Source organism: Litchfieldia alkalitelluris (genome assembly GCF_002019645.1).
In the GTDB taxonomy this organism is placed as follows: domain Bacteria; phylum Bacillota; class Bacilli; order Bacillales; family Bacillaceae_L; genus Litchfieldia; species Litchfieldia alkalitelluris.
In genome coordinates this window covers 4,158,573-4,182,218 of the sequence record NZ_KV917374.1, presented here as the reverse complement: position 1 = coordinate 4,182,218, position 23,646 = coordinate 4,158,573, and the positions used below count along the sequence as shown (strand labels likewise).

Annotated in this window: 18 protein-coding genes and 1 pseudogene; 11 read left to right on the top strand and 8 right to left on the bottom strand. The window is 38.2% G+C overall.

Annotated features, from left to right (window positions below; translation table 11 throughout):
• Positions 1-312 precede the first annotated feature (312 nt).
• Both BK579_RS19490 and psiE read left to right on the top strand, forming a co-directional pair.
• Positions 313-795: a CarD family transcriptional regulator gene (locus tag BK579_RS19490; RefSeq protein ID WP_078548341.1), complete on the top strand. Its 483-nt coding sequence runs from the start codon at positions 313-315 to the stop codon at positions 793-795.
• 928 nt (positions 796-1,723) lie between these two features.
• A complete protein-coding gene (gene psiE, locus BK579_RS19485) occupies positions 1,724-2,170 on the top strand; it encodes a phosphate-starvation-inducible protein PsiE (protein WP_078548340.1) in 447 nt (148 codons plus the stop codon).
• A gap of 453 nt (positions 2,171-2,623) precedes the next feature.
• On the opposite strand, the gene BK579_RS19480 is transcribed toward psiE, so the two are convergent.
• Positions 2,624-3,466 carry a helix-turn-helix transcriptional regulator gene (locus BK579_RS19480; RefSeq protein WP_078548339.1) on the bottom strand — a complete coding sequence of 281 codons (843 nt, stop codon included), beginning with the start codon at positions 3,464-3,466 and terminating at the stop codon, positions 2,624-2,626.
• Between the two features lie 162 nt (positions 3,467-3,628).
• On the opposite strand from BK579_RS19480, the gene BK579_RS19475 reads away from it, so the two are divergent.
• A complete protein-coding gene (locus BK579_RS19475) occupies positions 3,629-5,338 on the top strand; it encodes a glycoside hydrolase family 2 TIM barrel-domain containing protein (RefSeq protein WP_078548338.1) in 1,710 nt (569 codons plus the stop codon).
• Between the two features lie 154 nt (positions 5,339-5,492).
• Positions 5,493-6,863: an MATE family efflux transporter gene (locus BK579_RS19470; protein ID WP_078548337.1), complete on the top strand. Its 1,371-nt coding sequence runs from the start codon at positions 5,493-5,495 to the stop codon at positions 6,861-6,863.
• 287 nt (positions 6,864-7,150) lie between these two features.
• Here the strand turns inward: BK579_RS19470 and BK579_RS19465 are convergent, their stop codons facing one another.
• The 4 genes and pseudogenes from BK579_RS19465 to BK579_RS26135 form a co-directional block, all read right to left on the bottom strand.
• On the bottom strand, positions 7,151-8,194 hold the full coding sequence (locus BK579_RS19465; RefSeq protein WP_078548336.1) for an oligogalacturonate lyase family protein: 1,044 nt from the start codon (positions 8,192-8,194) through the stop codon (positions 7,151-7,153).
• Between the two features lie 95 nt (positions 8,195-8,289).
• Positions 8,290-9,221 (bottom strand): annotated as a pseudogene (locus tag BK579_RS19460) (aldo/keto reductase).
• 45 nt (positions 9,222-9,266) lie between these two features.
• On the bottom strand, positions 9,267-10,115 hold the full coding sequence (locus BK579_RS19455) for an AraC family transcriptional regulator (RefSeq protein ID WP_078548335.1): 849 nt from the start codon (positions 10,113-10,115) through the stop codon (positions 9,267-9,269).
• 29 nt (positions 10,116-10,144) lie between these two features.
• Positions 10,145-10,339 carry a hypothetical protein gene (locus BK579_RS26135; RefSeq protein ID WP_204524740.1) on the bottom strand — a complete coding sequence of 65 codons (195 nt, stop codon included), beginning with the start codon at positions 10,337-10,339 and terminating at the stop codon, positions 10,145-10,147.
• A 142-nt stretch (positions 10,340-10,481) separates the two neighbouring features.
• Here BK579_RS26135 and BK579_RS19450 point away from each other — a divergent pair, with 142 nt between their 5' ends.
• Positions 10,482-11,504, top strand: a complete 1,023-nt coding sequence (locus tag BK579_RS19450; RefSeq protein WP_078548334.1) for a glycoside hydrolase family 88/105 protein — start codon at positions 10,482-10,484, stop codon at positions 11,502-11,504.
• Between the two features lie 257 nt (positions 11,505-11,761).
• Here BK579_RS19450 and BK579_RS19445 read toward each other — a convergent pair whose 3' ends face one another.
• Positions 11,762-13,159, bottom strand: a complete 1,398-nt coding sequence (locus BK579_RS19445) for a hypothetical protein (RefSeq protein ID WP_078548333.1) — start codon at positions 13,157-13,159, stop codon at positions 11,762-11,764.
• A gap of 517 nt (positions 13,160-13,676) precedes the next feature.
• Entirely contained in the window at positions 13,677-14,189 is a 513-nt protein-coding gene (locus tag BK579_RS19440; protein ID WP_078548332.1) for an antibiotic biosynthesis monooxygenase family protein, read from the bottom strand.
• Between the two features lie 390 nt (positions 14,190-14,579).
• On the opposite strand from BK579_RS19440, the gene BK579_RS19435 reads away from it, so the two are divergent.
• From BK579_RS19435 to BK579_RS19415, 5 genes are all read left to right on the top strand, one after another.
• A complete protein-coding gene (locus BK579_RS19435) occupies positions 14,580-16,721 on the top strand; it encodes a transglycosylase domain-containing protein (protein WP_078548331.1) in 2,142 nt (713 codons plus the stop codon).
• Between the two features lie 407 nt (positions 16,722-17,128).
• The gene (gene hemE, locus BK579_RS19430; RefSeq protein WP_078548330.1) at positions 17,129-18,163 is read left to right on the top strand and encodes a uroporphyrinogen decarboxylase; all 1,035 of its coding nucleotides are present in this window, start codon (positions 17,129-17,131) and stop codon (positions 18,161-18,163) included.
• 86 nt (positions 18,164-18,249) lie between these two features.
• Positions 18,250-19,179, top strand: a complete 930-nt coding sequence (gene hemH / locus BK579_RS19425; RefSeq protein ID WP_078548328.1) for a ferrochelatase — start codon at positions 18,250-18,252, stop codon at positions 19,177-19,179.
• Between the two features lie 235 nt (positions 19,180-19,414).
• A complete protein-coding gene (gene hemY / locus BK579_RS19420) occupies positions 19,415-20,851 on the top strand; it encodes a protoporphyrinogen oxidase (RefSeq protein WP_078548326.1) in 1,437 nt (478 codons plus the stop codon).
• A 516-nt stretch (positions 20,852-21,367) separates the two neighbouring features.
• A complete protein-coding gene (locus BK579_RS19415) occupies positions 21,368-22,408 on the top strand; it encodes a LacI family DNA-binding transcriptional regulator (protein WP_078548324.1) in 1,041 nt (346 codons plus the stop codon).
• A 96-nt stretch (positions 22,409-22,504) separates the two neighbouring features.
• On the opposite strand, the gene yhfH is transcribed toward BK579_RS19415, so the two are convergent.
• The gene (yhfH, locus tag BK579_RS19410) at positions 22,505-22,633 is read right to left on the bottom strand and encodes a protein YhfH (RefSeq protein ID WP_078548322.1); all 129 of its coding nucleotides are present in this window, start codon (positions 22,631-22,633) and stop codon (positions 22,505-22,507) included.
• Between the two features lie 173 nt (positions 22,634-22,806).
• Between yhfH and BK579_RS19405 the strand changes: the two genes are divergently transcribed.
• Complete coding sequence (locus tag BK579_RS19405; RefSeq protein WP_078548320.1) at positions 22,807-23,541, top strand: MBL fold metallo-hydrolase; 735 nt, start codon at positions 22,807-22,809, stop codon at positions 23,539-23,541.
• The last annotated feature ends 105 nt before the right edge of the window (positions 23,542-23,646 follow it).

Below are 23,646 nucleotides of genomic sequence, written 5' to 3'. Positions count from 1 at the left end.
TTATCTCAGTGGAAAAATTCTCCTATACGGCATCCTGTTGAGAGAGCATGAATTAACAAAAAGCCCTCTCCATTATTGTTATTGAAGTAAGGGAGAGCCTATTTATATTAAGAATTTTAAGGTTAGTAAAGGTTACAGAATATACGCGGGAAAATTAACTTTCCATTTATTGGTAATCCGACACAATTACTATTGAATTTGTTTTTTTTTGATTTTCAGATAAAAGTAGTTGACTCTAAAAATAAATTTATGATATTATAATAAATTTGATAAAAAATAATATATGTGTTAAGGTTAGGTAGGTTACCATAAATGGAGGTGGATTATTTGTTTCAAATTGGCGATAACATTGTTTATCCAATGCACGGAGCAGGTATAATTAAAGCCATAGAAGAAAAGGAAATCTCAGGGGACAAACAACAGTACTATGTCATAAAATTGTTAATCGGTAAAATGGAAGTCATGATTCCTACGGGTAAAATATTGAGTTCATGTATACGCCCTGTTACTGACTTAACTGCATTAAAACAAATCATGCACGTTTTTCAGCATGGAGAATCAGACAGATTACTGCCATGGAAACAAAGGTATAAAGTGAACGCGGACAAAATAAAAACTGGTAAAATACAAGAATGTGCTGAAGTTGTACGTGATTTAATGCGTATGAAGAAAGAAAAAACACTTAATACAAGCGAAAAAAAAATGTTAGATCATGCACATGAATTTTTGAATAGTGAACTGGGATTAATTAAAGGGATTACTGAAAATCAAATAAAAAGTTTCTCTTTAAGTTAATTTAAGATAATGTATTACCTCCCGAAAAAATCATGATTTTTTGAGGAATATGTTTATTATTAAAAATAGATCTCTTCAAAGACATTCAACTTCTTCAACTCACCTTTAGAGCATTAACCTCTTTTGTTATTCTATCATCTAATCCATTTTTATTATTTAAGTTTCTTTTACGAACGTATGAATAGCTCGATAAAATAGTTACTGGATTTTTACAATCCTGATTCACACTGGCACGGACAAGGAGCCGTAAGGATGAAAGAGAGGTAGGGCTTTCATTGTCTTAGGTATCCAATATATTATTTAAGTCATTATTTCTAGAAGAAAAAACAATCAATCTGACCTCTATCTTTTAAGAATTTTTTAAATCTGCTGAGACAGGTAATTGTTTATCTTCTATACGTAAAAGAGAAAAACGAATTAGTAACACCATATGGTCAACTACAAAAGATTGTTTCCAGATCAGGGAACAATTTTTTTGTTTTATTATATGCTCCAAAACTGACAGTAGAAAAAAGTTAATCCGATTATTGACCTAATGTTGTCAAATTTACAGCACCTGCCCTGATGGTTGTCACGAAAAGCTGAGCAATTGTTTTTTTACGATTAGTGAATTAAAGTAAAAAAATGTTCTTCAACTAGTGAAATTTGATAAAGAAGGCTCTTCAACTATGGGTGTAGTAATTTGGAATCAAAAACCGTCATTCTTTGATGGATAGTAGACTAAATAATGTGCAATCAAAAAATATCTCTAATTCAGGTGATATAATATTTAATTTCGCAAGATAATAAAAGTAAGGTAAATAATATAAATGAAGGCTGAATTGTCATCTTCTCTGTTTCTTACCGCGAAATTTATTGGTTTATATTGAAGATGAATCTCGTTTAAAGGCTCTGTTTATGATAATAAAGAAAGAAGAAGAGGTGTTAAATGAGAAGAAAGTTTGTATACGTATTAAAAATGGCTCCGAAATTTTTTCAAATCGTTTTGAATGTGTCTCTTCTTTTCTTAGCAGTAATTCTCTCATTTTTATTAGTGCAAGAGTTGTTCGCTTTCTCTTACATAATATGGACGGCTGGTGTTAATGATTATAAGCAATTTCTAGCAAGAATTCTTATCTTTTTCCTATACTTTGAGTTTATTGCAATGATCGTAAAATACTTCAAAGAGGATTACCATTTTCCATTAAGATACTTTTTGTATATTGGTATTACGGCAATGGTGAGATTGATCATTGTTGACTATGATCAACCCATAGACACGTTAGTTTATTCACTTGTGATATTGGTGCTCATTATTGGCTATTTCATTATGAATATTACACCACGCGAAAGACCAGAGGTAAATGCCTTGTTGAATAGGGAGAAGGAAGAGTAACTTCTCTCCCAAACTCAGAATAAATAGAAAAATCTATTAAAGAGTTAAGTCACTGATTTATTAGGTAGTAATAGGAGAATACTGTGACTTGTTGTTTCCAGGTGCCTCGTTGCACAGTACAATCATACGTTAAGGTTAGATCACAACCTATGGATTGCAAAGTTCCAAAAAAGAAATTTAGCCTCCCACTAAGTGAGAGGCCATTTCTATTACTATATCAAAAACATCGCCACAATCGTCGTCACGAACAACCCAATCACAACTAGCGGAATTAGAAAGCGTCATTCATTGATACATAATGGATCATTACTGAGCAACAAAACAGCCAGATTATCGAGTTAAAGTTATGTGATTTATTGGTATTTCATTTAACTTAATCGGAGTAATCCGAAACATCAGAAAGATGGAAGATGAAGTAATATTTCACAAAAGGGAAATTTCTTTCCGATAGATCTACTCTACGCTCCTCTCCATACTTCGGTAGGTGCTAGGGGATACGCCATTTACTTTTTTGAACATCTTGCTGAAGTGATATTCTTCGTAAAATCCACATAACTTGGCGATTTCCTTGATAGGGTATTCAGTATATACCAGATAACGGCAGGCCTGCTCGTTACGTAAGTGAATAAGATATTCTTTTGGTCCCATACCTGTATATTTGATGAACAGCTTACGAAGGTATGATGCTGATATGTTGTATTCCTCAGCCAACAATTCAATTCGTGGGTTTTCCATAAATCCGTTTTCTAGACGCTTTTTTATCTGCTCGAAGGCTGAGAATGCGCCTGATTCAGTTATGCTCCAATCAGGTTGCTCGATTTGATGAAGCTTGTGCAGAAGAATATGTAATTTTGCTTGAGACACGGAAGCGCCATCGGCAATTCCTGGTGCCCACTCATTTTGTATCTCCCTGCATAATTGGCCTAGTTCCTCCCACTGTTTGAGAGTGTACTGACTCAGGAAAGGAAGCCGCAGTTTATCTATGGGAATTATATCTTTCCATACTGCATCGTAAACTAGCTCTGCACAATCGAAGAGTATCATGGTCATACGGAGTGGAGCATGTGGTTCTGAGCGCATTGACATTTCCAGACCTGGCCTTAAATAAGTCATCATACCGGCCTGTACCTTGTGCTCAGTATTAGTCAAGAATGTCCCCTCACCCTCATGAATCCAATACAAACTATGAACATTCACCAGATTTCGGATGTCTTCCCAACCAGGATATGTTACTTTATCGAGAACAAAATGAATATGTACCCCAAGGTAATTCAAATTATATTTCCGGATTTCCAAACCTGCATTTCCCCCTTACTTTTCATAAAATAAAAAAGCTCGATTTTTACAAGTTGTTTGAGTTTTTTTGCATTCAGAAACAGATGACCATATGTTACTATCTATACTATCAAATAAACACCAAGATAACTACAAAGGTATATGTTGTAAGGGGGAATACAGTTGTTAAGGACATTTCAAGAGCATAATATCCGGGCTACAGAGTTATTGAATGGTCCGTGGGACTTTCTAAAAGACCCTTCTAATGTGGGGGTTCAAGAGAAATGGTATGAGCGTTTTCCACAAGCTTCGCACTCTATGTATGTTCCTTCATGCTGGAATAACGAACTGAACATGTACGACTATGAAGGCGTAGCATGGTACAGAAAAATGATACGGATTGAGGACAATCAGCATGTCAGATTAATTTTTCATGCTGTGCTAGGTCATGCTGATGTGTATCTGGACGGACGGCACCTTGGATATCATTTTGGGGGATACACCCCATTTGAATTCGTGCTTCACTCCTTACCAAAGGGTGATCATGAGGTTATTGTTCGAACAGACAGTACGCTGGATCGCCTTACCATTCCGACAGAGCACGTTGACTGGTTTCATTACGGTGGAATTATCCGACCGGTCGAGCTTCAATGCATACCGGATTTGTACATCGAGAAGATGAAGGTTGACTACGAGCTAAATGAAGCAAATGCTGAAGTCTGTATCCAAGTAAGTATAAAATCTTTATCGCAGATAGAGATGACTACGGCATTAACATTATTTGAAGGAAATCTTGAATTCCACTCGGAACAGGTAAGAGTAGATGCAGGTGAAACTGTCAATTGTATGGTGAAGTTACAATGGAACGACGTTCGGTTGTGGAATGTAGGTCGTCCGGAGCTATATACGATCCAGGCGAAGATTAATTTTGATGACAAGGTTGAAAGAATTGGCTTCCGACAAATTGAGACGAAGGACCATAGGATCTTAATAAATGGTTTGCCGGTCTATTTAAAGGGAGTAAACCGTCACGAAGAACACCCAGAGTGGGGCTTTGCCTTTCCGCCTAAATTGATGCATAAAGATCTTGATATTATTCGGGAGCTTGGTTGTAATACTGTCCGTGGATCACATTATCCACAAAGTCCTTATTGGTTGGACCTGCTGGATGAGAACGGCATCCTCTTTTGGAGCGAAATACCTGTTTGGGGAGCATTCCTGCCGAATGAAACTGTCAAAGAGGAGTTGTTCCAAATGCGAGCGCTGAGTATGCTTGAAGAAATGGTTCGTCTGCATTATCATCACCCATCTGTTATCTTCTGGTCCGTTCATAATGAGATCGATTCTCGTACACAGGATGCCTATAAAATGACAGAGCGTTTAGTTTCATCTTTAAGGCAACTGGATACCTCAAGGCTCATTACTTTCGCCACAATGTATCCTCTTGAGGACATTCTACTTCCTCTTTTTGATGTTATTGGAATTAACAAATACTATGGCTGGTATGAAGGTGACGTAGATGGATTTAAAGATATGCTGAAACTGTTTCACGAACGTGCTGAAAGTATGGGATGTGCAGACAAGCCGGTACTCATGACCGAATTCGGTGGAGCTGGAATTTTCGGGGATGTCGGTTGGGAACCTAGATTGTTCAGCGAGGATTATCAGGCGAAAATCGTATCCGAAGCACTGGCTATTTTTCGTGACGATCCGAAGATTGGAGGCACATATGTCTGGCAGTTTGCTGATATACGTGGCGACCTGAAAAGTAACAGCACTTATTTCCGTGATAGGGCGCGTAGCTTCAACAATAAGGGGTTGGTTAACGAATACCGTAGGCCAAAGCAATCGTTTCGTGAAGTGCAACGAATCTACCATTCTTGGACGGAATAAACTTAATTGTGATAGGGACAGAGCATATTCCATCATTTAAGTTTTACAAGATTAGTAGGGTTGAAATGTCTTACTGTAGAGGTGATGGATAAAAAAAGCTCCGAAAAGGAGGAATTACATAAAAAACCATTGTCATAAGAAGGGTGAAAACATCATGAAGACGAAAGGATATCCAGTTCAAAAGCTCACTCTCTTTGCAATAACATGGCCAATTTTTATCGAAACTATGCTACATTTACTGATGGGTAACGCTGATACACTTATGCTTAGTCAGTATTCAGATGATGCTGTTGCCGCAGTTGGTGTTTCAAATCAAGTATTAATGTTAATTGGTGTGTTGTTTGGCTTCATAGCTACTGGAACTAGTGTGCTTGTTTCTAGGAGTCTCGGGGCAAATTCATTTAAAGAAGCAAGTCAAATAGCGGTAGTTTCCATCGTTTCCAATATACTAGTTGGGCTTGTTATTGGGGTGGTCCTTGTCTTTTTTGCTTCGGAGATTATTTCCATGATGGGTGTTTCTAGCAATCTTAATTCAGAAGCCACACTCTATTTACAGATCGTTGGCGGTTGTATATTTTTACAGTCAGCGATTATGACGATGGGAGCCATTTTACGTAGTTATCGTTTCACGAGAGATGCTATGTATGTCACACTTGCAATGAATGTTATTAATATCATTGGTAATTATCTTTTTATCTTTGGGATGTTTGGCCTTCCGGTGCTAGGTGTAACAGGAGTAGCGATTTCCACTATACTTAGTAGATTCATTGGATTAGCCATTATTGTAATCATTTTATATAAAAGAATTAGACCTACACTACCTTTCTCTTATGTATTTAAGAGATTCCCACATTTAGAGCTGAAGAGGTTACTTGAAATTGGAGTCCCTTCAGCGGGAGAGCATCTTTCATTTAATGGATCACAGCTTGTTATCACCTCCTTTATTGTGATGCTAGGTACGGAAGAGATGACGACGAAGGTTTATGCTCAAAACATTGGAATGTTTGTGCTGCTTTTTTCAATCGCCATCGGTCAAGGCAATCAAATTATCATTGGACATCAAATCGGTGCGAAGCAATTTGATCCTGCATATAAGCGATGTGTTCATAGTCTTTTAATTGCCATAGGCATAACAAGTATAGTCGGCTTAATTCTTTATCTATTTAGCAAGCCAATCTTAACTCTTTTTACTGCCAATGAAAATATCATTGCAACAGGGAGTGTCCTTCTTTTACTGACAGCCTTAGTTGAACCAGGACGTTCGTTTAATGCGGTCGTCATCACTTCCTTACGCGCAGCGGGTGATGTGAACTTTCCTGTTTTCATAGGGATCCTCTCGATGTGGGGAGTCAGTGTTCCGTTAGCCTATATTCTTGGAATACATTTTGAATTCGGACTCGTTGGAATTTGGTGTGCATTTATCGTTGATGAATGGTTTAGGGGGGTACTCATGCTTTGGAGATGGCGCCAAGGGAAATGGCGTCAGCAGACGATAAGTGGGAAGGGACAATCTAGTGCTTCTTAAACTAGTAAAAGGGATGGAATGATAAAATTAGAAACAAGTATGATTGCATTTTACTCCCAGGATGAAATTATCATCTTGGGTTTTTCTTTTAAGCCAAACAACCGACAAGCTCAATTTGAAACAATTCTGGCGTAGACTGGCATCTACAACATTTCTTGAGTCCTTACCACAGCAAGAAGACCGACATTTCTGTCGGTCTTCTTTAAGATATAACCTGCAATGTGTCATCACGCTTCAGTAAACCATTATTTATATATGCATTATTTGCAATGTCGGAAGTATTGAAGCTAGGGTCTTTCAACCTGCTTTAAATCAATGAGGCAAACCTGTGTGCTGCCGTTATCAAACGGACGGTTAAACAAAATCTTATCGCCTTTACGGTTAAAAGAAGGATGAAGATGATCAGCACCACTTCTCGGTGTATCAGTGCTTGCTAGTACAAGGGAGTTTCCTGTTTCGCCATTTACAAGATAAACCAGATTTGGGCTTTCTATTCCAAGGTAGCCGATTCGGTCAGCGCAAAACCATTTCGAGTCATGTGTAACTCCTGGGTGTAGCAGCTGCTCTCCCTTAGTAATGATGCGAAAATTGTGACCGTCTTTTGTCCCCATCATTAGATAAGACGGCAGCTTCATGAACACAATGTTTTCACCGTCAGCAGTCCAAACCTCATGGGTAATCCAATCACCCTCGGATTCGACATAGTACGGCCGTGCGGTAGAAGTGATGACATCGAATAGCCACATCCGCTGCAAAGCGTCGCCACCTGTTTCATGAATAAAGAAAATCGTATTTTCATCGGTGGGACAAACCTGTGCATGACCCAAATGATAATCACTTTGATAAACTACTTCACTTTTTCCTGTATGGGGATCGAGTGTGACCAAGGCGGAAATGCAGTTTTTTTGTTTATAACTACAAACGATCATTCCGCTTTTACTAGTAGTTAAATGACCCGTAATATGACCGCCATCAGGGAGCGCACCAAGCTCAATGATCTTATCGCTATCGCATTCATAGCGGCAAACGATATTCCCCTTTGTCATGACCCCGTAGTTTTCAAACCTGTCCATCGCAAAGCCACTGTATTCACTGCCTGCCACCAGCTTCAACTCGCCAGTTTCAACCTCCGCTTTGTAAAGCTCTCCATTTCCTTGGTATACCTCATTCTTTGATCCTGAGGGAATCTGCTTGTTGAAGAAGAAAAAACGGTCGTCGGTAGTAAAATTCTCAGTTGTGAAATACAGCTTTGTATTGCGTTCGGGTCCTTGAGTATACTGACGTATCTCATATCCTGTAACAGAATCCTTGTATGTTATCAAGTTTTGCATAAAAAATACCCCTTTCTCATTCTTTTTCAGATAGCTGTTGGTAGATTTGCCAGATTGTATTGCATCCTATATATTCAATTCAATAATGACAAAATTTACATAAGAATGTCGTCAATTGCCGACAGTTCGTCCTTGGTAAAATCTAAGGAACGCAATGTACCGACTGCGTCTTCAATTTGGGAGAACTTGCTCGCATTAAAGCTGAAGTCACCCGTTCTTCCCGCAATACCCAAGCTAAAGCCATCTGCGAGTGTTTTTGCCCGCGCCGCTCAGCTAGTTCGGTCTGACGCCTTACCTTGCCCATTCGCTCTTCGTTAATATCCTCAGGTCTCAGGAAAGAGCTTGGTCCCGCCGCACGCAAATCCGAAGAAATCCCCTTGAGGTAGCGAACCGTCAAAATCCCTTTTCCCATTGGCGAGAATACGATTGAACCGATCTCTTCTTCTTCCAGTACATCCAAGAGACCGCTTTCAATTTCCTGGGTCAGCATCGAGTATCTTGGTTGGTGTATAACGCAAGGGGTTCTCAACCTCTTCAATATTCGCGCGGCTTCCCGAGTTTCTTCCGGTTTGTAGTTAGAAATACCAACATAGAGAGCTTTGCCCAGTCGGACAATCTGATCTAGCGCTCCCATGGTCTCTTCTAGTGGGGTGTTGGGGTCCGGGCCGTGATGATAAAAAATATCCACTAGTCCAACTTCATCCGTGTCAGGCTTTGGTCCATGCTTGCAATTAGACTTTGCGAGAGCCCCATTCCCCATAAGGACCTGGCCACATATAGTAACCAGCCTTAGTCGATACGACCCGATATGGTGCCAAATGATACCCAAGTCGAAGGCTTTACGAATTAAAGCTCTTCCATTACAAACGAATCATTACCTCCGAAGTTTAAGCCAAAGTCCGAGAGAAATCGCAGGCAGCTTGAGCCCACTCGATCCACAGCGTCGATAAATCATCCTGTCGTATCGTTTGGTTTGGAGCTTGCTATATAGACCATCATGAAAACCTCCCTTGTGAATTAAAACCATTTTAAGGGATTTTGCAGGTTAAGCCTATATCAGTAAGGATGTGGTTTATGGATTTATGTCTGAATGAATTGTCTGTTGGCGATAATGCTTCGGAGCAATTCCTTTTATTTTTTTAAACATTCTTGAAAACAATAGGGCATCGGAATATCCCACAGACCGGGCGACTTCTCCAACGGTATACTGCCTTTTACTAAGTAGTTCACAAGCCTTATTCATCCTGTATTTCAGTAGGTATTGCTGCGGAGTCAATCCTACTGATTCCTTGAAGATAGCGGAGAAATATTTGCGGTCCAGGCGAATAAAGGAAGCTAATTGTTCAATGGAAATCTGTTCATGAAAGTGAGCATGAATAAATTCCATACCTTGCACAATATAGGCATTATGTCTCTTTGTGCTTAAACTTGCAGGAGTGGAAAGCGGAACAGTATCTGTTAGAGCGGATAAAAATTTATACATAAGCGCTTTGATCTTTAGGTCGGAGCCAGTTTCTTTTCCGGAAACCAACGTTAATTGGTTATACATATCGGGCATGAACCGAATGTCCATAGGAAACACCGGTTGCTCCGGGGTCAGCCGTGTTCGCGCTAAAATCGGTTCGACCTGCTCACCGCAGAAGGCCAACCACGAATACACCCAGGGGGCAACCATGTCCGCTTTATAAAAGCTCAAAACATCGGGATAAATTAGAAAAGCTTGCCCAGCTTCAAGGGAAAAGGTATTTTTTCCTACTTGGACGATGCCGCAACCACTGTGGATAAAGTGAATTATGTAGACGTCCCGAACCATCGGGCCTACGGCATGTCCCGGAGCACACTCTTCCCTTCCCCAATAAAGCAGGTGCAAATCCGGATTCTCGCGGTACGGCTTTTCAGGATTAAAATAATAAGTTCTCATTGCGATCCCTCCTTCGGAAAATACTGACATTATACCATAAATGAATGCCGATATAGCATTGTTTTCCCATTGATTGAGACGATATAATTTGACTTAGATGCAAATAGAAAGGAGTATTGCGGTGGATCGAATTGTCCAATTAAAGGGAAAGTATCCTGATTGGCTGATACTTGTTGAACTGGATATCTCAAGCAGCGATAAACATTGCGTTTATTAATTCCCATCGCATATCGAGCGGATTATTGTCGTGGATACTGGCAGCATTATTGAGTAATTGACGCACAAAGAACTTATTGATCATAAAGCTATCTATAATCGTTTGTACCGTTTGTTACATAAAAAATGTATGTAGAGAGGAAGTTGGAAATGCTAACGTTTGAATACGATGAGAATGAAATAAAGGAAATCATTGACCGAGTAGTCCGAAGAACAATGAATATGGATTTTACATGGGGCTGGTCATGTGGGGTAGCTTTTTACGGGATCGGAAAAGCCTGGGAAGTTACTGGAAACCAGGTATATATTGACTTCTTGGTCAAATGGGTAGATGAATATCTTGAAATAGGGCTTCCCCCAATGATGGTTAATGCTTGTGCGATGGGGCATACACTGCTGACACTGCATGAAGCTACAGGGGATTCCAAATACCTTGATCTTGCAGTGATGAAGGCAGAGTATCTTCGAAAGGATGCAATCCGTTTCGAGGATGGAGTGTTCCAGCATACGGTTTCATCTAAGAATGATTTTCCAGAACAAGCATGGGCAGATACATTGTTCATGGCAGCTTACTTCCTGCTTCGTATTGGATTTAAGCTTGATAACAAGGAATATATCGATGATGCATTGAAGCAGTTCTATTGGCATGAGGAGTATTTACAGGACAATAAGACAAATTTGTTCTATCACGCATGGGATAATACTAGAAAGGATAATTTATCTGGAGTTTACTGGGCGAGGGCAAATGCATGGGCGGCTTATACGATGGCAAAGGCATTCAGAATGCTCAACCCCTTTATGCCTATGTGGATGCAGATTGGCGATGCTTTAAGAGACCAATTGAGTGCGCTGGTCAGATTACAGTCTCCAGATAAAATGTGGCATACCATCTTAGACGATGAAACCTCATACCTTGAAACTTCGGCTACAGCCGGTATTGCAGCTGCATTGACAGTAAATGCACATCCGTTGCATCAGAAATATATTGCAAAAGCATATGAGGGAATATTATCAAACATTGATGAAGACGGTTCAGTTAGAAATGTTTCTTCTGGTACGGCAGTAATGTATACAGCCGAAGATTACAAGCTGGTTCCTAAGAAAAGAGTACAGGGATGGGGGCAGGGGCTGGTTCTTGCATTCCTATCTACGTTGCTTGAAAAAAAGAATTAAGTCAAAAAAACTAAGACACAAACTTTACGTGTCACTTTGTCTTTTTTTAATCTTGGCATTTGGCAATGTGTGCCTCGGGCTATATCAGATGGGGTACTTTGTAGTATCTTTACATACTTAGCTGGAATGATTTTTCTCTTCTGATAAAGTTGAATTGCTGCCAAAGTACAAATATACTAGTCAGCACGACTTGCAATCTCTGTTAGACAGAGTTCCAAAAAATTAGCCTCCCACTACGTGAGAGGCCATTTCTATTACTATATCAAAAACATCGCCACAATCGTCGTCACAACCAACCCAATCACAACCGGCAATAAGTTCCGTCTTGCAAGCTCAAACGGATCGACCCCACAAATAGCCGCTGCAGGAATCAATGCCCAAGGAACAAGAGTCCCTCCACCGACCCAAATCGCAGCGATTTGACCTAATGCGGTTAAAGTGGCAGCACCGGCCCCAATGGCTGTCGCAAAAAGTTGAGCGATTGATCCAGCAAGTGAAATGCCCGAGAATCCTGATCCATCAAGACCAGTAATTGCCCCAACACCAGTTAAGGTAATTGCTCCAACTTGTGCATTTAAAGGAACAACAGATGCGAGACCAACACCTAGGTCATTTACAATTCCTTGGGAGTTCTTTGGTAAAAAGTCTCCAATTATTTGAGTGAATCCGGAGTCCCCTAGATAAAAGAAAGCAGCAATAGGAATGACTGCTCCAAACACTTTAAATCCAAATTGAAAACCTTCTATTAAATAAGAAGTAGTCTTTTCAAGCCCTTTATTCTTGTGAGCCGCTAAAGCGATTAAGATGAGGATAAAGACAGAAGTTCCACCAATTAATGCTGTAGCATCTCCGCCTTGGAGATTAAGAAAGTACATGGCAGCAACATCTAGAGCAAATAGGAGTGGAATAAGAAGAGCAAAGAACTTTTTAGTCCCTGAAGAGAGGGATTTTGACACTTTTTCTTCTTCGGCAGTTGGAGTTGTCTGAGTATACGTACCAACTGATAGATTTCCTTTTTTCATATCTCTTCTTAGGAAAAGGAAAGCGACTACTGTGGTTACCAAGCCCATTACAAAAACTAAAGGAACACTTGCTTTGATAACCTCCATCACTTCTAGGCCCGCGGCATCTGCAGTTAATTTTGGAGCAGCTTGAATGATAAAGTCACCAGATAGTGCAATTCCATGACCAAACAGGTTCATTGCCATCGCCACACCTAGCGCAGGTAAACCAACTCTCATTGCAACAGGTAACAGAACAGCCCCTAACAATGCTACTGCAGGTGAGGGCCAGAAAAACCAAGAAATGATCATCATTAATATCCCAGTGGTCCAGTAAGCAAGGGCGGGGGTGCGAATAAACTTCGTGAATGGAGATATCATATAATCGTTTATACCAGTGATCGTCAGCGCTTTACTCATAGCAACTATGATTGAGATTACTAGAATGGTAGAGAGCAACTCAGTGATTGCAAAGATGAAACTATTAAAAATTCCACTTACTGATGCACTGAGAGATCCTGTTGCAGTTATGGCTAGGATGAAAATACCTATAATACAAACAAGGGTGGTATCTCTTCTAGCAACCATAAAACCAATAATGAGGAGAATGAAGGCTACATAAATCCAATGTAATGCAGTTAATTCAATAATCATAAAAATGTCCTCCTTAATGATTTTCACTAGTTAAGGAAAACTTAGATTGTGTTTCGGAGAAAAGGTGTGGAAGAAAAGAAGGTATCGTTGCAATAATGAAACTCATCTAGGCCTTACACCTACTAATGATGTAATACAGAATATGAGGGGTTTTAAGATGATGCTACAAGAAAAAAGTCTATTTTTACGAATAATATTTTGTGTATAAATTGTGACATTTCCTTGGAAATAGTAAAAAAATAGTGTCAAATCTTTCCGACTTGTGGGTTTAATTTGGAGAATATCGGGTATTAAGACTTAGGACATAGGAGGGAGAAGTCTCCTCCTATGTTATTTTAACTTAAAAATTCCAACTAAGTTCTGGCTCTAACTTAAGGCCACATCGTCTCTTATATCCAATAATATCTAGTCAATCTCAGGCGGAAGAGCAAAAAGCACCTTCAAAGATTCAAAAGAATTCATTCTTGTGAGCTGATTGTCTTATACCTGTGCCGATAGGCGGGCGCCGCATGCTTTTCTAGTCTTCTTCGACATATTCTGTATAGGTTGTAACATATGAAGGACGAGGGAAATAGGACTTTTGGTGATCAATTCCCTCTGAAGTGCCTCTTTTTTTATGAGCATGCTCATAGGCTTTTGATTGTTGCCATTGTTTAAAATCTTTTTCTTCGTTCCAAAGAGTCATAATCACATATGTATCACTATCGACTGGTCGGAGGACTCTTATTGCAACAAATCCTGGTTCTTTTTCAATTAAGCCTGCACGATTCTTGAATCGGTATTCAAAAACTGGTCGACCTTCATCTGTAACGGGGATGTTATTGCATACAACAAAGCTATTATTTTTTAATTCACCTACCTGATCTACCACTTCATACGTTCTTGGTTCTTGAAAAACTGTTTCATTGCTCGTTTCATGAATTAATAATCCACGATCTTCATTTTCGAAAAGAAACATCTCTGTATTTGTGTGTTGATTTTTTAACTTTAATAAATACTCTGGGGTCCCTTGTGTCATATATAGGTTCAACTAAAACACCTCTTTCTTAAGATATGAGAATGTATATAATTTGAATCAATTCTTTGTCTAGCTCCAGCGCCTAGTCCCTCGAGAGCTTCAGACCCTTCCGGCGGAAGCAAGCTTCCTAGTCAGTGTCCACCATCTCCTTTCGGGTCTGATCGAGGCGATTCCGCTTTTATATTGTTAAGTATATCAGCTGTTAGGAAAAATTAGACATTAATTGCTTTTATTATACATACTGTGAAAGATTTACTCTAATAATAATCATTAAATAAATACACATAAAATTGTACAAAATTTGTCGAATTTACTATATGATTGTTATGCAATATCCTCTGTCGTAAATTCGTATAGATAAACACGATTCCTGATCACCGAATGAAAGGAGAGGTGTCGTCAATGAAAAAGAAGTTATTGTTTACAAGCGTTGCAGTCGTATTGACTGTGTTGCTTAGTTTTGTTGGATATTTACTTATCCTTTTCGCTGGTGACTATGTGATTGATGAAAAAATGCTTGTTATGAATTCAGCCACAAAGCTTGTTGATGAGGAAGGTAATTTAATCACCAAATTATACTTGGAAAACAGGGATTTGGTAACAATTGATGATGTTCCAGATTATGTCCAAAATGCATTTGTTGCCGTAGAGGACACACGTTTCTATCAACATCATGGCATTGATATCCGTTCAATTACCCGTGCATTATATAAAGACATTATGGCAGGAAGTAAGGTTGAAGGTGGTAGTACAATCACACAGCAACTTGCAAAAAATGTCTTTCTTACTAGTGATAAAACATGGCTGAGGAAGACAAAAGAAGTGGTTATTGCCCTCAACTTAGAAAAAAAATATAGTAAGAGTAAACTACTAGAGATGTATTTAAATCGTATTTATTTTGGTCATGGAGCATATGGTATTCAGGCAGCGTCCAAGCTTTATTTTAACAAGAATGTTAACGATTTAACTGCAGAAGAAGGAGCATTATTGGCTGGGATTCCTAAGGCACCCTCAACCTATTCGCCAATCTTAAACTTAGATAACGCTAAGAATAGAAGAGATCTTATTTTAAGTATTATGGAAGACCGTGGATTCTTAACTGCCGAAGAAGCTGTTCGTTACCAAGGAAGAGTGGTTACATTGAATGTACATCAAGATACTTCAGCTCCTGAACTTATGACATATATTGATATGGTGTTTAATGAGGCAAAAACGTTATATGGTTTATCAAATGAAGAACTATTACGTGGTGGATATACAATCACTGTTCCACTAAAACGAGAGGTTCAGGACATCGCTTATCAGTTATTTCAAAATTCTAGCTATTTTCCAGGCACAGATGATAAAGCCGAGGGTTCTTTTGTATTACTAGATAATAAAACTGGTGGTGTTATCGCAGCAATAGGAGGACGTGAGTATGTTCAAAGAGGGCTTAATCGCGTAGAGGTCAAGAGACAACCTGGCTCCACGATAAAGCCGTTAGCTGTTTATGGACCGGCTCTTGAAGAAGATAAATTTGAACCTTATTCAATGCTGGTTGACCAAAAGCTTACCTATGGAGAATATGAACCGAAAAATTATAACAATATCTATAAAGAGAAAATATCCATGTATGATGCGCTTTTGGAATCCGCTAATGCTCCAGCCGTGTGGATGTTAGATCAACTTGGTATAGAAACAGGTAAGAAATACCTCGCGAAATCGGGGATAACCATTCCAGATAATGGTCTATCCATTGCTCTTGGAGGATTAGAGGATGGTATTTCTCCGATAAATATGGCAAAAGCATATCGGGCATTCGCGAATGGTGGGAATATTGTTCAGCCACACGTGATTTCAAAGATTGTTGATAGAAATGATAAGGTAGTCGGGCAAGCAAGCATTGAGGAAAAGGATGTATTCTCAAAACAAACAGCATGGTATATGACAAGAATGCTTGAAGGGGTCGTTGATGAAGGTACTGCTAGATTAGGTTCCTATTCAGGTGCACTTGCAGGGAAGACAGGCACTACTAATTATCCTGCAAAAGAAGGAGCAATTAAGGATGCCTGGTTTGTTGGATATACTCCTTCTGTAGTAGGTGCCGTATGGATGGGGTATGATCGAACCGATGAACAGCACTATTTACAACAAGGAAGCTCATTCCCGACAAAGTTATTTAAAGACATTCTTGAAAAGTCTAGGTTACCTAAAGAAGTAGCCTTTACAATCCCAACAGATGTTACTGAACTCGAGCCCCCGATCCGATTAGCTCAGGTTGATGACCTAAAGGCAGATATTTCATTTCGCCCCCTTGGATTATTTACAGTATCGTTAACTTGGACACCATCAAGTGATAAAAGAGTGGAGTACCATGTTTATAAAACAACGCAAGGTGAACCAGAGTTTATAGCTAGTATTGAAGGTGAAGGGATTTTTGAAATTGAAAATATCAATATTTTTTCTCTTCCTTCATATTATGTAGTCCCGTATAATACACAAACAGATGAAGAAGGGGTAAAATCTAATACGGTACGTCCTGAGTTGTTTTCAAGCATTAAATAGTGTCGAATTTTTGACAAATGAGCATGATTATATGCAAAATAAGAGATAAACAATTATAGTGATAAGTGGGTGTCACGAAAGTGCCAGGCACCACCGCATTTCTTAAGGTAAAGATTCCTAAAGAAGTGGTGTCTGGCACTTGTTGTATGAAACAAACTCTGACAATAAAAAAGATGAGTTTATAAATATGGCTCTTTTCTAAACAATTGTTGCTTATTGACCTAAATTCAAGTAAGCCACACCTTTTTTTAGGAGTAAGATTTTTTGCTAATAAAGAAAAGATGTCACTCTGCTTTAGTTCATAAAGGTGTACATGACTTTAAAAGCAACAAAGTTTATGAAAACAGCAAAACATATACATAATGGATAATGATTATAAGGATGATGGAAGAAAGGGGATATAATTTATGAGTAAAATTACAAATGATACATTTTTAAGGGCTGCAAAGGGCGAGGAGACTTCACATGTGCCACTATGGTATATGAGACAAGCAGGTCGATCTCAACCAGAATATCGTGCATTAAAGGAAAAGTATAGTTTGTTTGAAATTACACACCAACCAGAAATTTGTGCATATGTGACAAGACTTCCAGTTGAACAATACAATGTAGATGCTGCTATCCTTTATAAGGATATTATGACTCCACTGCCTGCAATTGGAGTAGATGTTGAAATAAAATCTGGAATTGGTCCTGTAATTAGTAATCCAATTCGCAGTTTAAAGGATGTAGAGGCATTAGGTGTCATTCACCCTAAGGATGATGTTCCATATGTACTTGATACGATTAAACTTCTTACAACTGAACAATTAACTGTACCACTTATTGGGTTTGCTGGTGCTCCATTTACTCTTGCTAGTTACATGATTGAAGGTGGACCATCTAAAAACTACAATAAAACAAAATCGTTTATGTATGCAGAGCCTAAAGCTTGGTTTGCGTTGATGGATAAGCTTGCTACCATGACTATTTCTTATGTAAAAGCACAAATTGAAGCAGGTGTAAGCGCAATCCAAATCTTTGACTCTTGGGTCGGAGCTTTAAATGTAGCGGATTATCGTCATTATATTAAACCAGTGATGCACCGTATTTTTACTGAATTACGATCTGAAGGTGTCCCATTAATCATGTTTGGAGTAGGTGCTAGCCACTTAGCCCTTGAATGGCACGACCTACCATTAGATGTTGTTGGGCTTGATTGGAGACTTCAAATTAATGAAGCAAGAGATTTAGGAATTACAAAGTCTGTTCAAGGAAACCTTGATCCAGCCATTCTTTTAGCACCATGGGAAGTAATTGAGGAAAGAACAAAAGCGATCCTTGATCAGGGAATGAAGCAACCAGGCTATATTTTTAATCTTGGTCATGGAGTATTTCCAGAAGTAAAACCTGAAACACTTAAGAAATTAGCTACATTTGTTCATGAATATACAACCAAATAATAGGCATGTTCATTTACAACCTCTAGTTAATAGATTAAAATAAATATTAAATAATAATTGTTATTATAATAAGAGGTGTTAACGAAATGACAAAGAAAAAAATGGGACTACTCGTAATGGCCTATGGAACTCCATATAAAGAAGAAGATGTGGAAAGATATTATACACATATTCGACATGGACGTGCTCCATCTAATGAAATGTTACAAGATTTAAAAGATCGATATCAAGCAATTGGTGGAATTTCACCCCTTGCAAAAATAACCGAAGAGCAAGCAAAAGCGCTAGAAACTCATTTAAATGAAATACAGGATGAAATAGAATTCAAAATGTATCTCGGCTTAAAACATATTGAACCATTTATTGAGGATGCAGTAAAACAAATGAATGAAAATGGATTGGAAGAAGCAGTAAGTATAGTCTTAGCACCTCATTTCTCTACCTTTAGTATCAAGTCATACAACGGACGTGCTAAAGAGGAAGCTGAGAAGCTAGGTGGTCCAACGATTTATTCAGTTGAAAGCTGGTATGACGAGCCTAAGTTTATCGACTATTGGGCAACTAAGGTAAGTGAGACGTTTGGAAATATGAGTGAAGAGGAACGTGAAAAGGCAGTTCTCATCGTATCTGCACATAGTTTACCTGAGAAAATTATTGCAGCAGGTGACCCTTATCCTGAACAGCTTAAAGAAACGGCGGAACTAATTGCAAAAGCAACTGGAATTGAGCATGTAGAAATTGGTTGGCAAAGTGCAGGGAATACACCTGAGCCTTGGATTGGACCAGATGTTCAAGACTTAACAAGAGAATTATATGAAACAAAAGGTTATACTTCCTTTGTTTATGTGCCAGCAGGTTTTGTTTCCGACCATTTAGAGGTTCTTTATGATAATGATTTTGAATGTAAAGTGGTCACAGATGAACTTGGTGCCAAGTACTATCGTCCAGAAATGCCCAATGTTCAACCTGAATTTATTAACTGTTTAGCCACAGTTGTCCTGAAACAAATCAAATAATTAATGTTACAATTAATTTTATAACAGGCTCTTCTCTGAAAAAATGTTGATAATTGAACTCATTTAAGAGTGGAAAAAATACTTCTCGGCTTAGAGGGAAATTGCCACTCCACAGGGTTCATAGGTTGTACTTCGACCATTCTAAACAACAGTTCAAAGAGGTAGCCTAGAATAATCAAGGCTGTTTTCTTAATGAGAAAACAGCCTTTAATAAACTGAAAAGAAGGCGATGTAAGTGAGTGGTGTTAACCAAAGGGTTGTCATCATTGGTGGTGGGATTACTGGTTTAACAGCAGCTTATTATTTACAAAAAGAAGCTAGAGTAAATGGTATTAACTTAGAATGTCAGCTGCTTGAGGCGAGTCACAAACTTGGCGGAAAGATCCAAACAGTTGTAAAAGACGGATTTGTTATTGAAAAGGGGCCGGATTCCTTTTTAGCACGAAAAAAAAGCGCTGCAAGATTAGCTGAGGAAGTTGGTATTGCAGACAAACTAGTTCATAATTCCTCTGGGAAATCCTTCGTACTGGTTAGAGGTAAGCTTTATCCAATGCCTGGTGGATCTATCATGGGTATTCCTACAGAAGTAGGACCATTCATTACCACTGGTCTTTTTACCCCGATGGGCAAGCTTAGGGCGAGCCTAGACTTTCTTCTACCAAAGTCAGGTGTGACAACTGATCAATCTTTGGGTCAATTCTTTAGAAGGCGATTAGGGGATGAGGTTGTTGATAACTTAATTGAACCATTATTATCTGGTATTTATGCTGGAGACATTGATCATTTAAGTTTAATGTCTACATTTCCACAATTTTATCAAGTGGAGCAAAAGCATAGAAGTCTAGTACTTGGTATGAAGAAAATGTCTCCTCCAAAACCTAAAGATTCAAAAGCGAATGTAAGAAAAGAGGGGATGTTTTTAACAATTTCCACAGGATTACAATCGTTTGTAGAAAGAATTGAGTCCAAACTTATTCCAGGTACTGTGAAGGTTGGAGTCAAAGTTGAACATATCGAAAAAGACAACAATCAATATCAACTTTCTTTAAGTAACGGTGAACTGATGTGTGCTGACAGTGTGGTGATAGCGACTCCTCATCAAGCAACACAAGCAATGTTATCTCAATACTCATTCCTGGATTCGTATAAAGAGATGCCATCTACGTCTGTTGCAAATGTAGCAATGGCTTTTCCTAAATCAGCGATAAAAAAGGATATTGACGGAACCGGCTTTGTTGTCTCTAGAAATAATGATTATACACTTACAGCTTGTACTTGGACGCATAAAAAATGGAATCACTCTACGCCTGAAGGTAAAGTATTATTACGTTGTTATGTTGGTGGAGCGAATGATGAAGCTATTGTAGAACAATCAGATGATGAAATCATTAAGGTTGTATTAGATGATTTAAGTAAGACCATGGATATTACTGAGAAACCAGATTTTTCAATTATTACTCGTTGGAAGGAATCTATGCCACAATATGCCGTAGGTCATCTAGAAAGGCTAAACAAAATAAGAGTTTCATTGAAGGAGGAATTACCAGGTGTGTTTTTGGCTGGAGGTTCCTATAATGGACTTGGAATTCCAGATTGTATAGATCAAGGTGAAGCTGCTGTACAAAAAGTTTTAGATTATCTAAGAGTAAATCAGAGAGAACTAGTTTTGTAGTGATTATAAGAGACTTCAGGTAATCCCTGGAGTTTTTTATTTTATAAGAAAATATAATTTTTTGTCCTACCACCATTGTTATTCATCTTAGTTGATTTTTCGTGTAGGTATAGGACTCATAAGCGGAGAAATTCCCGCTAATGTATCTAGTGGGGGATTAAGAAGCAGATAAGTGGAGAAAATCCCGTTAACTTCACTAATATATGACTGAATTTAAAGATTAGGTTCATATAAGGAGAAAATCTCCCGTTATTTTTAGGGGAATGTTGATATTTCCCAATCTAAGTGGAATTTTTCCCTTTAAATTCAACAACACTGGGCTAAAATATTATAATATATTTTCATGTAAGAAGTGTGGTTGAGAAATGTACTGGCACAGCAACACTTTTCTTACAACCTATCTTTTTACTATAGATATGTAACAAATAAATGACTGAAAATCCCATTTTATGTTGATAAAATTGCCCAATGCTTTTATACTTAAATGAAAACGATTACATTTTAAGGGGTAATGTCATGGCTACAATTGAGGATGTTGCAAAACTGGCAGGGTTGTCGAGGACGACAGTATCTAGAGTGATCAATAATCATCCATATGTATCAATTGAAAAAAAACAACAAGTGTTACATGCGATGAATCAGCTAGGTTATGTACCAAATTCCGCTGCAAGAAGTCTTCGAAACCAGAAAACAGGGATGCTTGCTGTTTTAGTTCCACGAATTACCAATCCTTTTTTCAGTCAATTAATTGAATCGATGGAAATTGCAGCATCTGAACGTGGCTATCAATTGATTGTTTGTCAAACAAGGTATTCGAAGGAAAAGGAAATCACCTATTTAAATCTATTAAAAACGAAGCAGGTAGATGGGGTGATTTTGGCTTCAATTCATAATGAATGGGATAAAATTGAGGAGTATTTACAATATGGCCCTATTATTCTATGTAATGAAGAAGATGACCGCGCGACAGTACCTGTGGTTCATGTGAACCAGGAATATGGTGGTTATATTGCAACAAAGCATCTACTAGAGCTCGGCCATGAAAAAATAGCTTATTGCTGTCGAAGTAAAACTAGTAAGGTAGGAACAAGAAGAAAAGTAGGGTTTTTAAAGGCGCTTAAAGAACATCAACTTTCATTTGATGATCGCTTTTCATTCCGTGGTGCTAATATTCAAGAAGGCAGAGAGATTTTTCACCGAATCAAGGATATGCTTGATAAGCCTTCTGCTGTTTTTACAGGTGGGGATGAAGTGGCTGCTGGTATAATATCTGAGGCAAAACGATTTGGATGGAGAATTCCTGAAGACTTAGCAGTGATAGGTTTTGATAATCAGGTTATTGCTGAACTGATGCAACCTACCATAACCACTGTACATCAACCAACAAAACAAATGGCATCACTCGCCTTATACACTCTCGTTGAAAAGTTGCATAGTAAGAGTTATCAATCGCGACAAGAGCACATCCTTTCATTAGAATTAATTGTAAGAGAATCGACTGTGTCAAAAATGGTAGATGCTAATGTAAAGAATATTTATCTACAAGAGCAAGGGTAAAAAGACCTGCGCTTACAATAAATAAAAGTCCTTCGTCAATTTTATGATGAAGGACTAATTTTTTGAAAAAAATTTATGGAACTTTCATTTTCTTAGTTATCTAATCTTCATACATTGATCGCAGTTGTTACCATAGCACTCATGTTGTTCTGAGATTTCTTTTCCACATTCAGTACACTTTTTGGCGGGAAGATTCTTAAAAAATTCTGTGCTTTTCATTAACATTTAAAACCCTCCATTCCTTTTTATTATATACATTGTATTATAACAGTTTATTTTAAGTCAATACCTGTTTTGCAACAAATAAAAAATAATAAATCTGTCTATAAATGAGATAATTGATTGATTGTTAGGGGAAAATAAAGTGTAAAATAGATATTTAAGGATGTGACGAGGATATGAAAGTAACGATTATTGGTTATTGGGGCGGGTTTCCAGCAGCGAATGAAGCTAGTTCCGGCTATTTATTTGAGCATGATGGGTTTCGTTTATTAGTTGATTGTGGTAGCGGTGTTCTATCACAGCTTCAGAACTATGTCCAGCTTAAGGACATTGATGCCGTCATTCTATCCCATTATCACCATGACCATATTGCAGATATAGGTCCATTACAGTATGCGAGACTTATTTCAACCTACTTACATAAAGAAACTTCTGTATTACCGATTTATGGTCATCATGATGATGAAGGAGGGTTTGATCAATTACAATATAAAGATATTACAAAGGCAATCGTCTACCAGGCAGACGATACCCTTCAAATAGGACCGTTTTCACTTTCTTTCATGAAAACGAAGCATCCTGCTGTTTGTTATGCGATGAAAATTGAAGTAGGTAATTATTCAGTGGTTTACACTGCCGATTCAAGTTATATGGATGAATTTATTCACTTTTCTATGAACGCAGATCTTTTGCTTTGTGAGTGTAATTTATATGGTGATCAAGATGGTTCAAAAATGGGGCATATGACAAGTGTTGAGGCTGGTAAAATAGCTCATGAAGCTAATGTGAAACAACTAATACTAACACATCTTCCTCATTATGGTGAACATACAATTCTGAAAGACCAAGCATCAACACTTTTTAGTGGACCTATTGCTCTGGCTAGTTCAGGATTTACTTGGGAGAAATAAATTTAGATCTTTTAATATTTTTTTAGACATTGCTTGATACTTCGCTTTTAATTCAGATATAATAATAATAGATTGAAAGAAGCTAGTAAATGAACTCGTTTATGG

What these genes read in the sequence shown, in the direction of transcription:
- BK579_RS19490 (WP_078548341.1), top strand. Translation starts at nt 313, where the DNA reads ATGGAGGTGGATTATTTGTTTCAAATTGGCGATAACATTGTTTATCCA.
- psiE (WP_078548340.1), top strand. Translation starts at nt 1,724, where the DNA reads ATGAGAAGAAAGTTTGTATACGTATTAAAAATGGCTCCGAAATTTTTT.
- BK579_RS19470 (WP_078548337.1), top strand. Translation starts at nt 5,493, where the DNA reads ATGAAGACGAAAGGATATCCAGTTCAAAAGCTCACTCTCTTTGCAATA.
- BK579_RS19465 (WP_078548336.1), bottom strand. Translation starts at nt 8,194, where the DNA reads ATGCAAAACTTGATAACATACAAGGATTCTGTTACAGGATATGAGATA.
- BK579_RS19455 (WP_078548335.1), bottom strand. Translation starts at nt 10,115, where the DNA reads ATGAGAACTTATTATTTTAATCCTGAAAAGCCGTACCGCGAGAATCCG.
- BK579_RS26135 (WP_204524740.1), bottom strand. Translation starts at nt 10,339, where the DNA reads ATGGGAATTAATAAACGCAATGTTTATCGCTGCTTGAGATATCCAGTT.
- BK579_RS19450 (WP_078548334.1), top strand. Translation starts at nt 10,482, where the DNA reads ATGCTAACGTTTGAATACGATGAGAATGAAATAAAGGAAATCATTGAC.
- BK579_RS19445 (WP_078548333.1), bottom strand. Translation starts at nt 13,159, where the DNA reads ATGATTATTGAATTAACTGCATTACATTGGATTTATGTAGCCTTCATT.
- BK579_RS19435 (WP_078548331.1), top strand. Translation starts at nt 14,580, where the DNA reads ATGAAAAAGAAGTTATTGTTTACAAGCGTTGCAGTCGTATTGACTGTG.
- hemE (WP_078548330.1), top strand. Translation starts at nt 17,129, where the DNA reads ATGAGTAAAATTACAAATGATACATTTTTAAGGGCTGCAAAGGGCGAG.
- hemH (WP_078548328.1), top strand. Translation starts at nt 18,250, where the DNA reads ATGACAAAGAAAAAAATGGGACTACTCGTAATGGCCTATGGAACTCCA.
- BK579_RS19415 (WP_078548324.1), top strand. Translation starts at nt 21,368, where the DNA reads ATGGCTACAATTGAGGATGTTGCAAAACTGGCAGGGTTGTCGAGGACG.
- yhfH (WP_078548322.1), bottom strand. Translation starts at nt 22,633, where the DNA reads ATGTTAATGAAAAGCACAGAATTTTTTAAGAATCTTCCCGCCAAAAAG.
- BK579_RS19405 (WP_078548320.1), top strand. Translation starts at nt 22,807, where the DNA reads ATGAAAGTAACGATTATTGGTTATTGGGGCGGGTTTCCAGCAGCGAAT.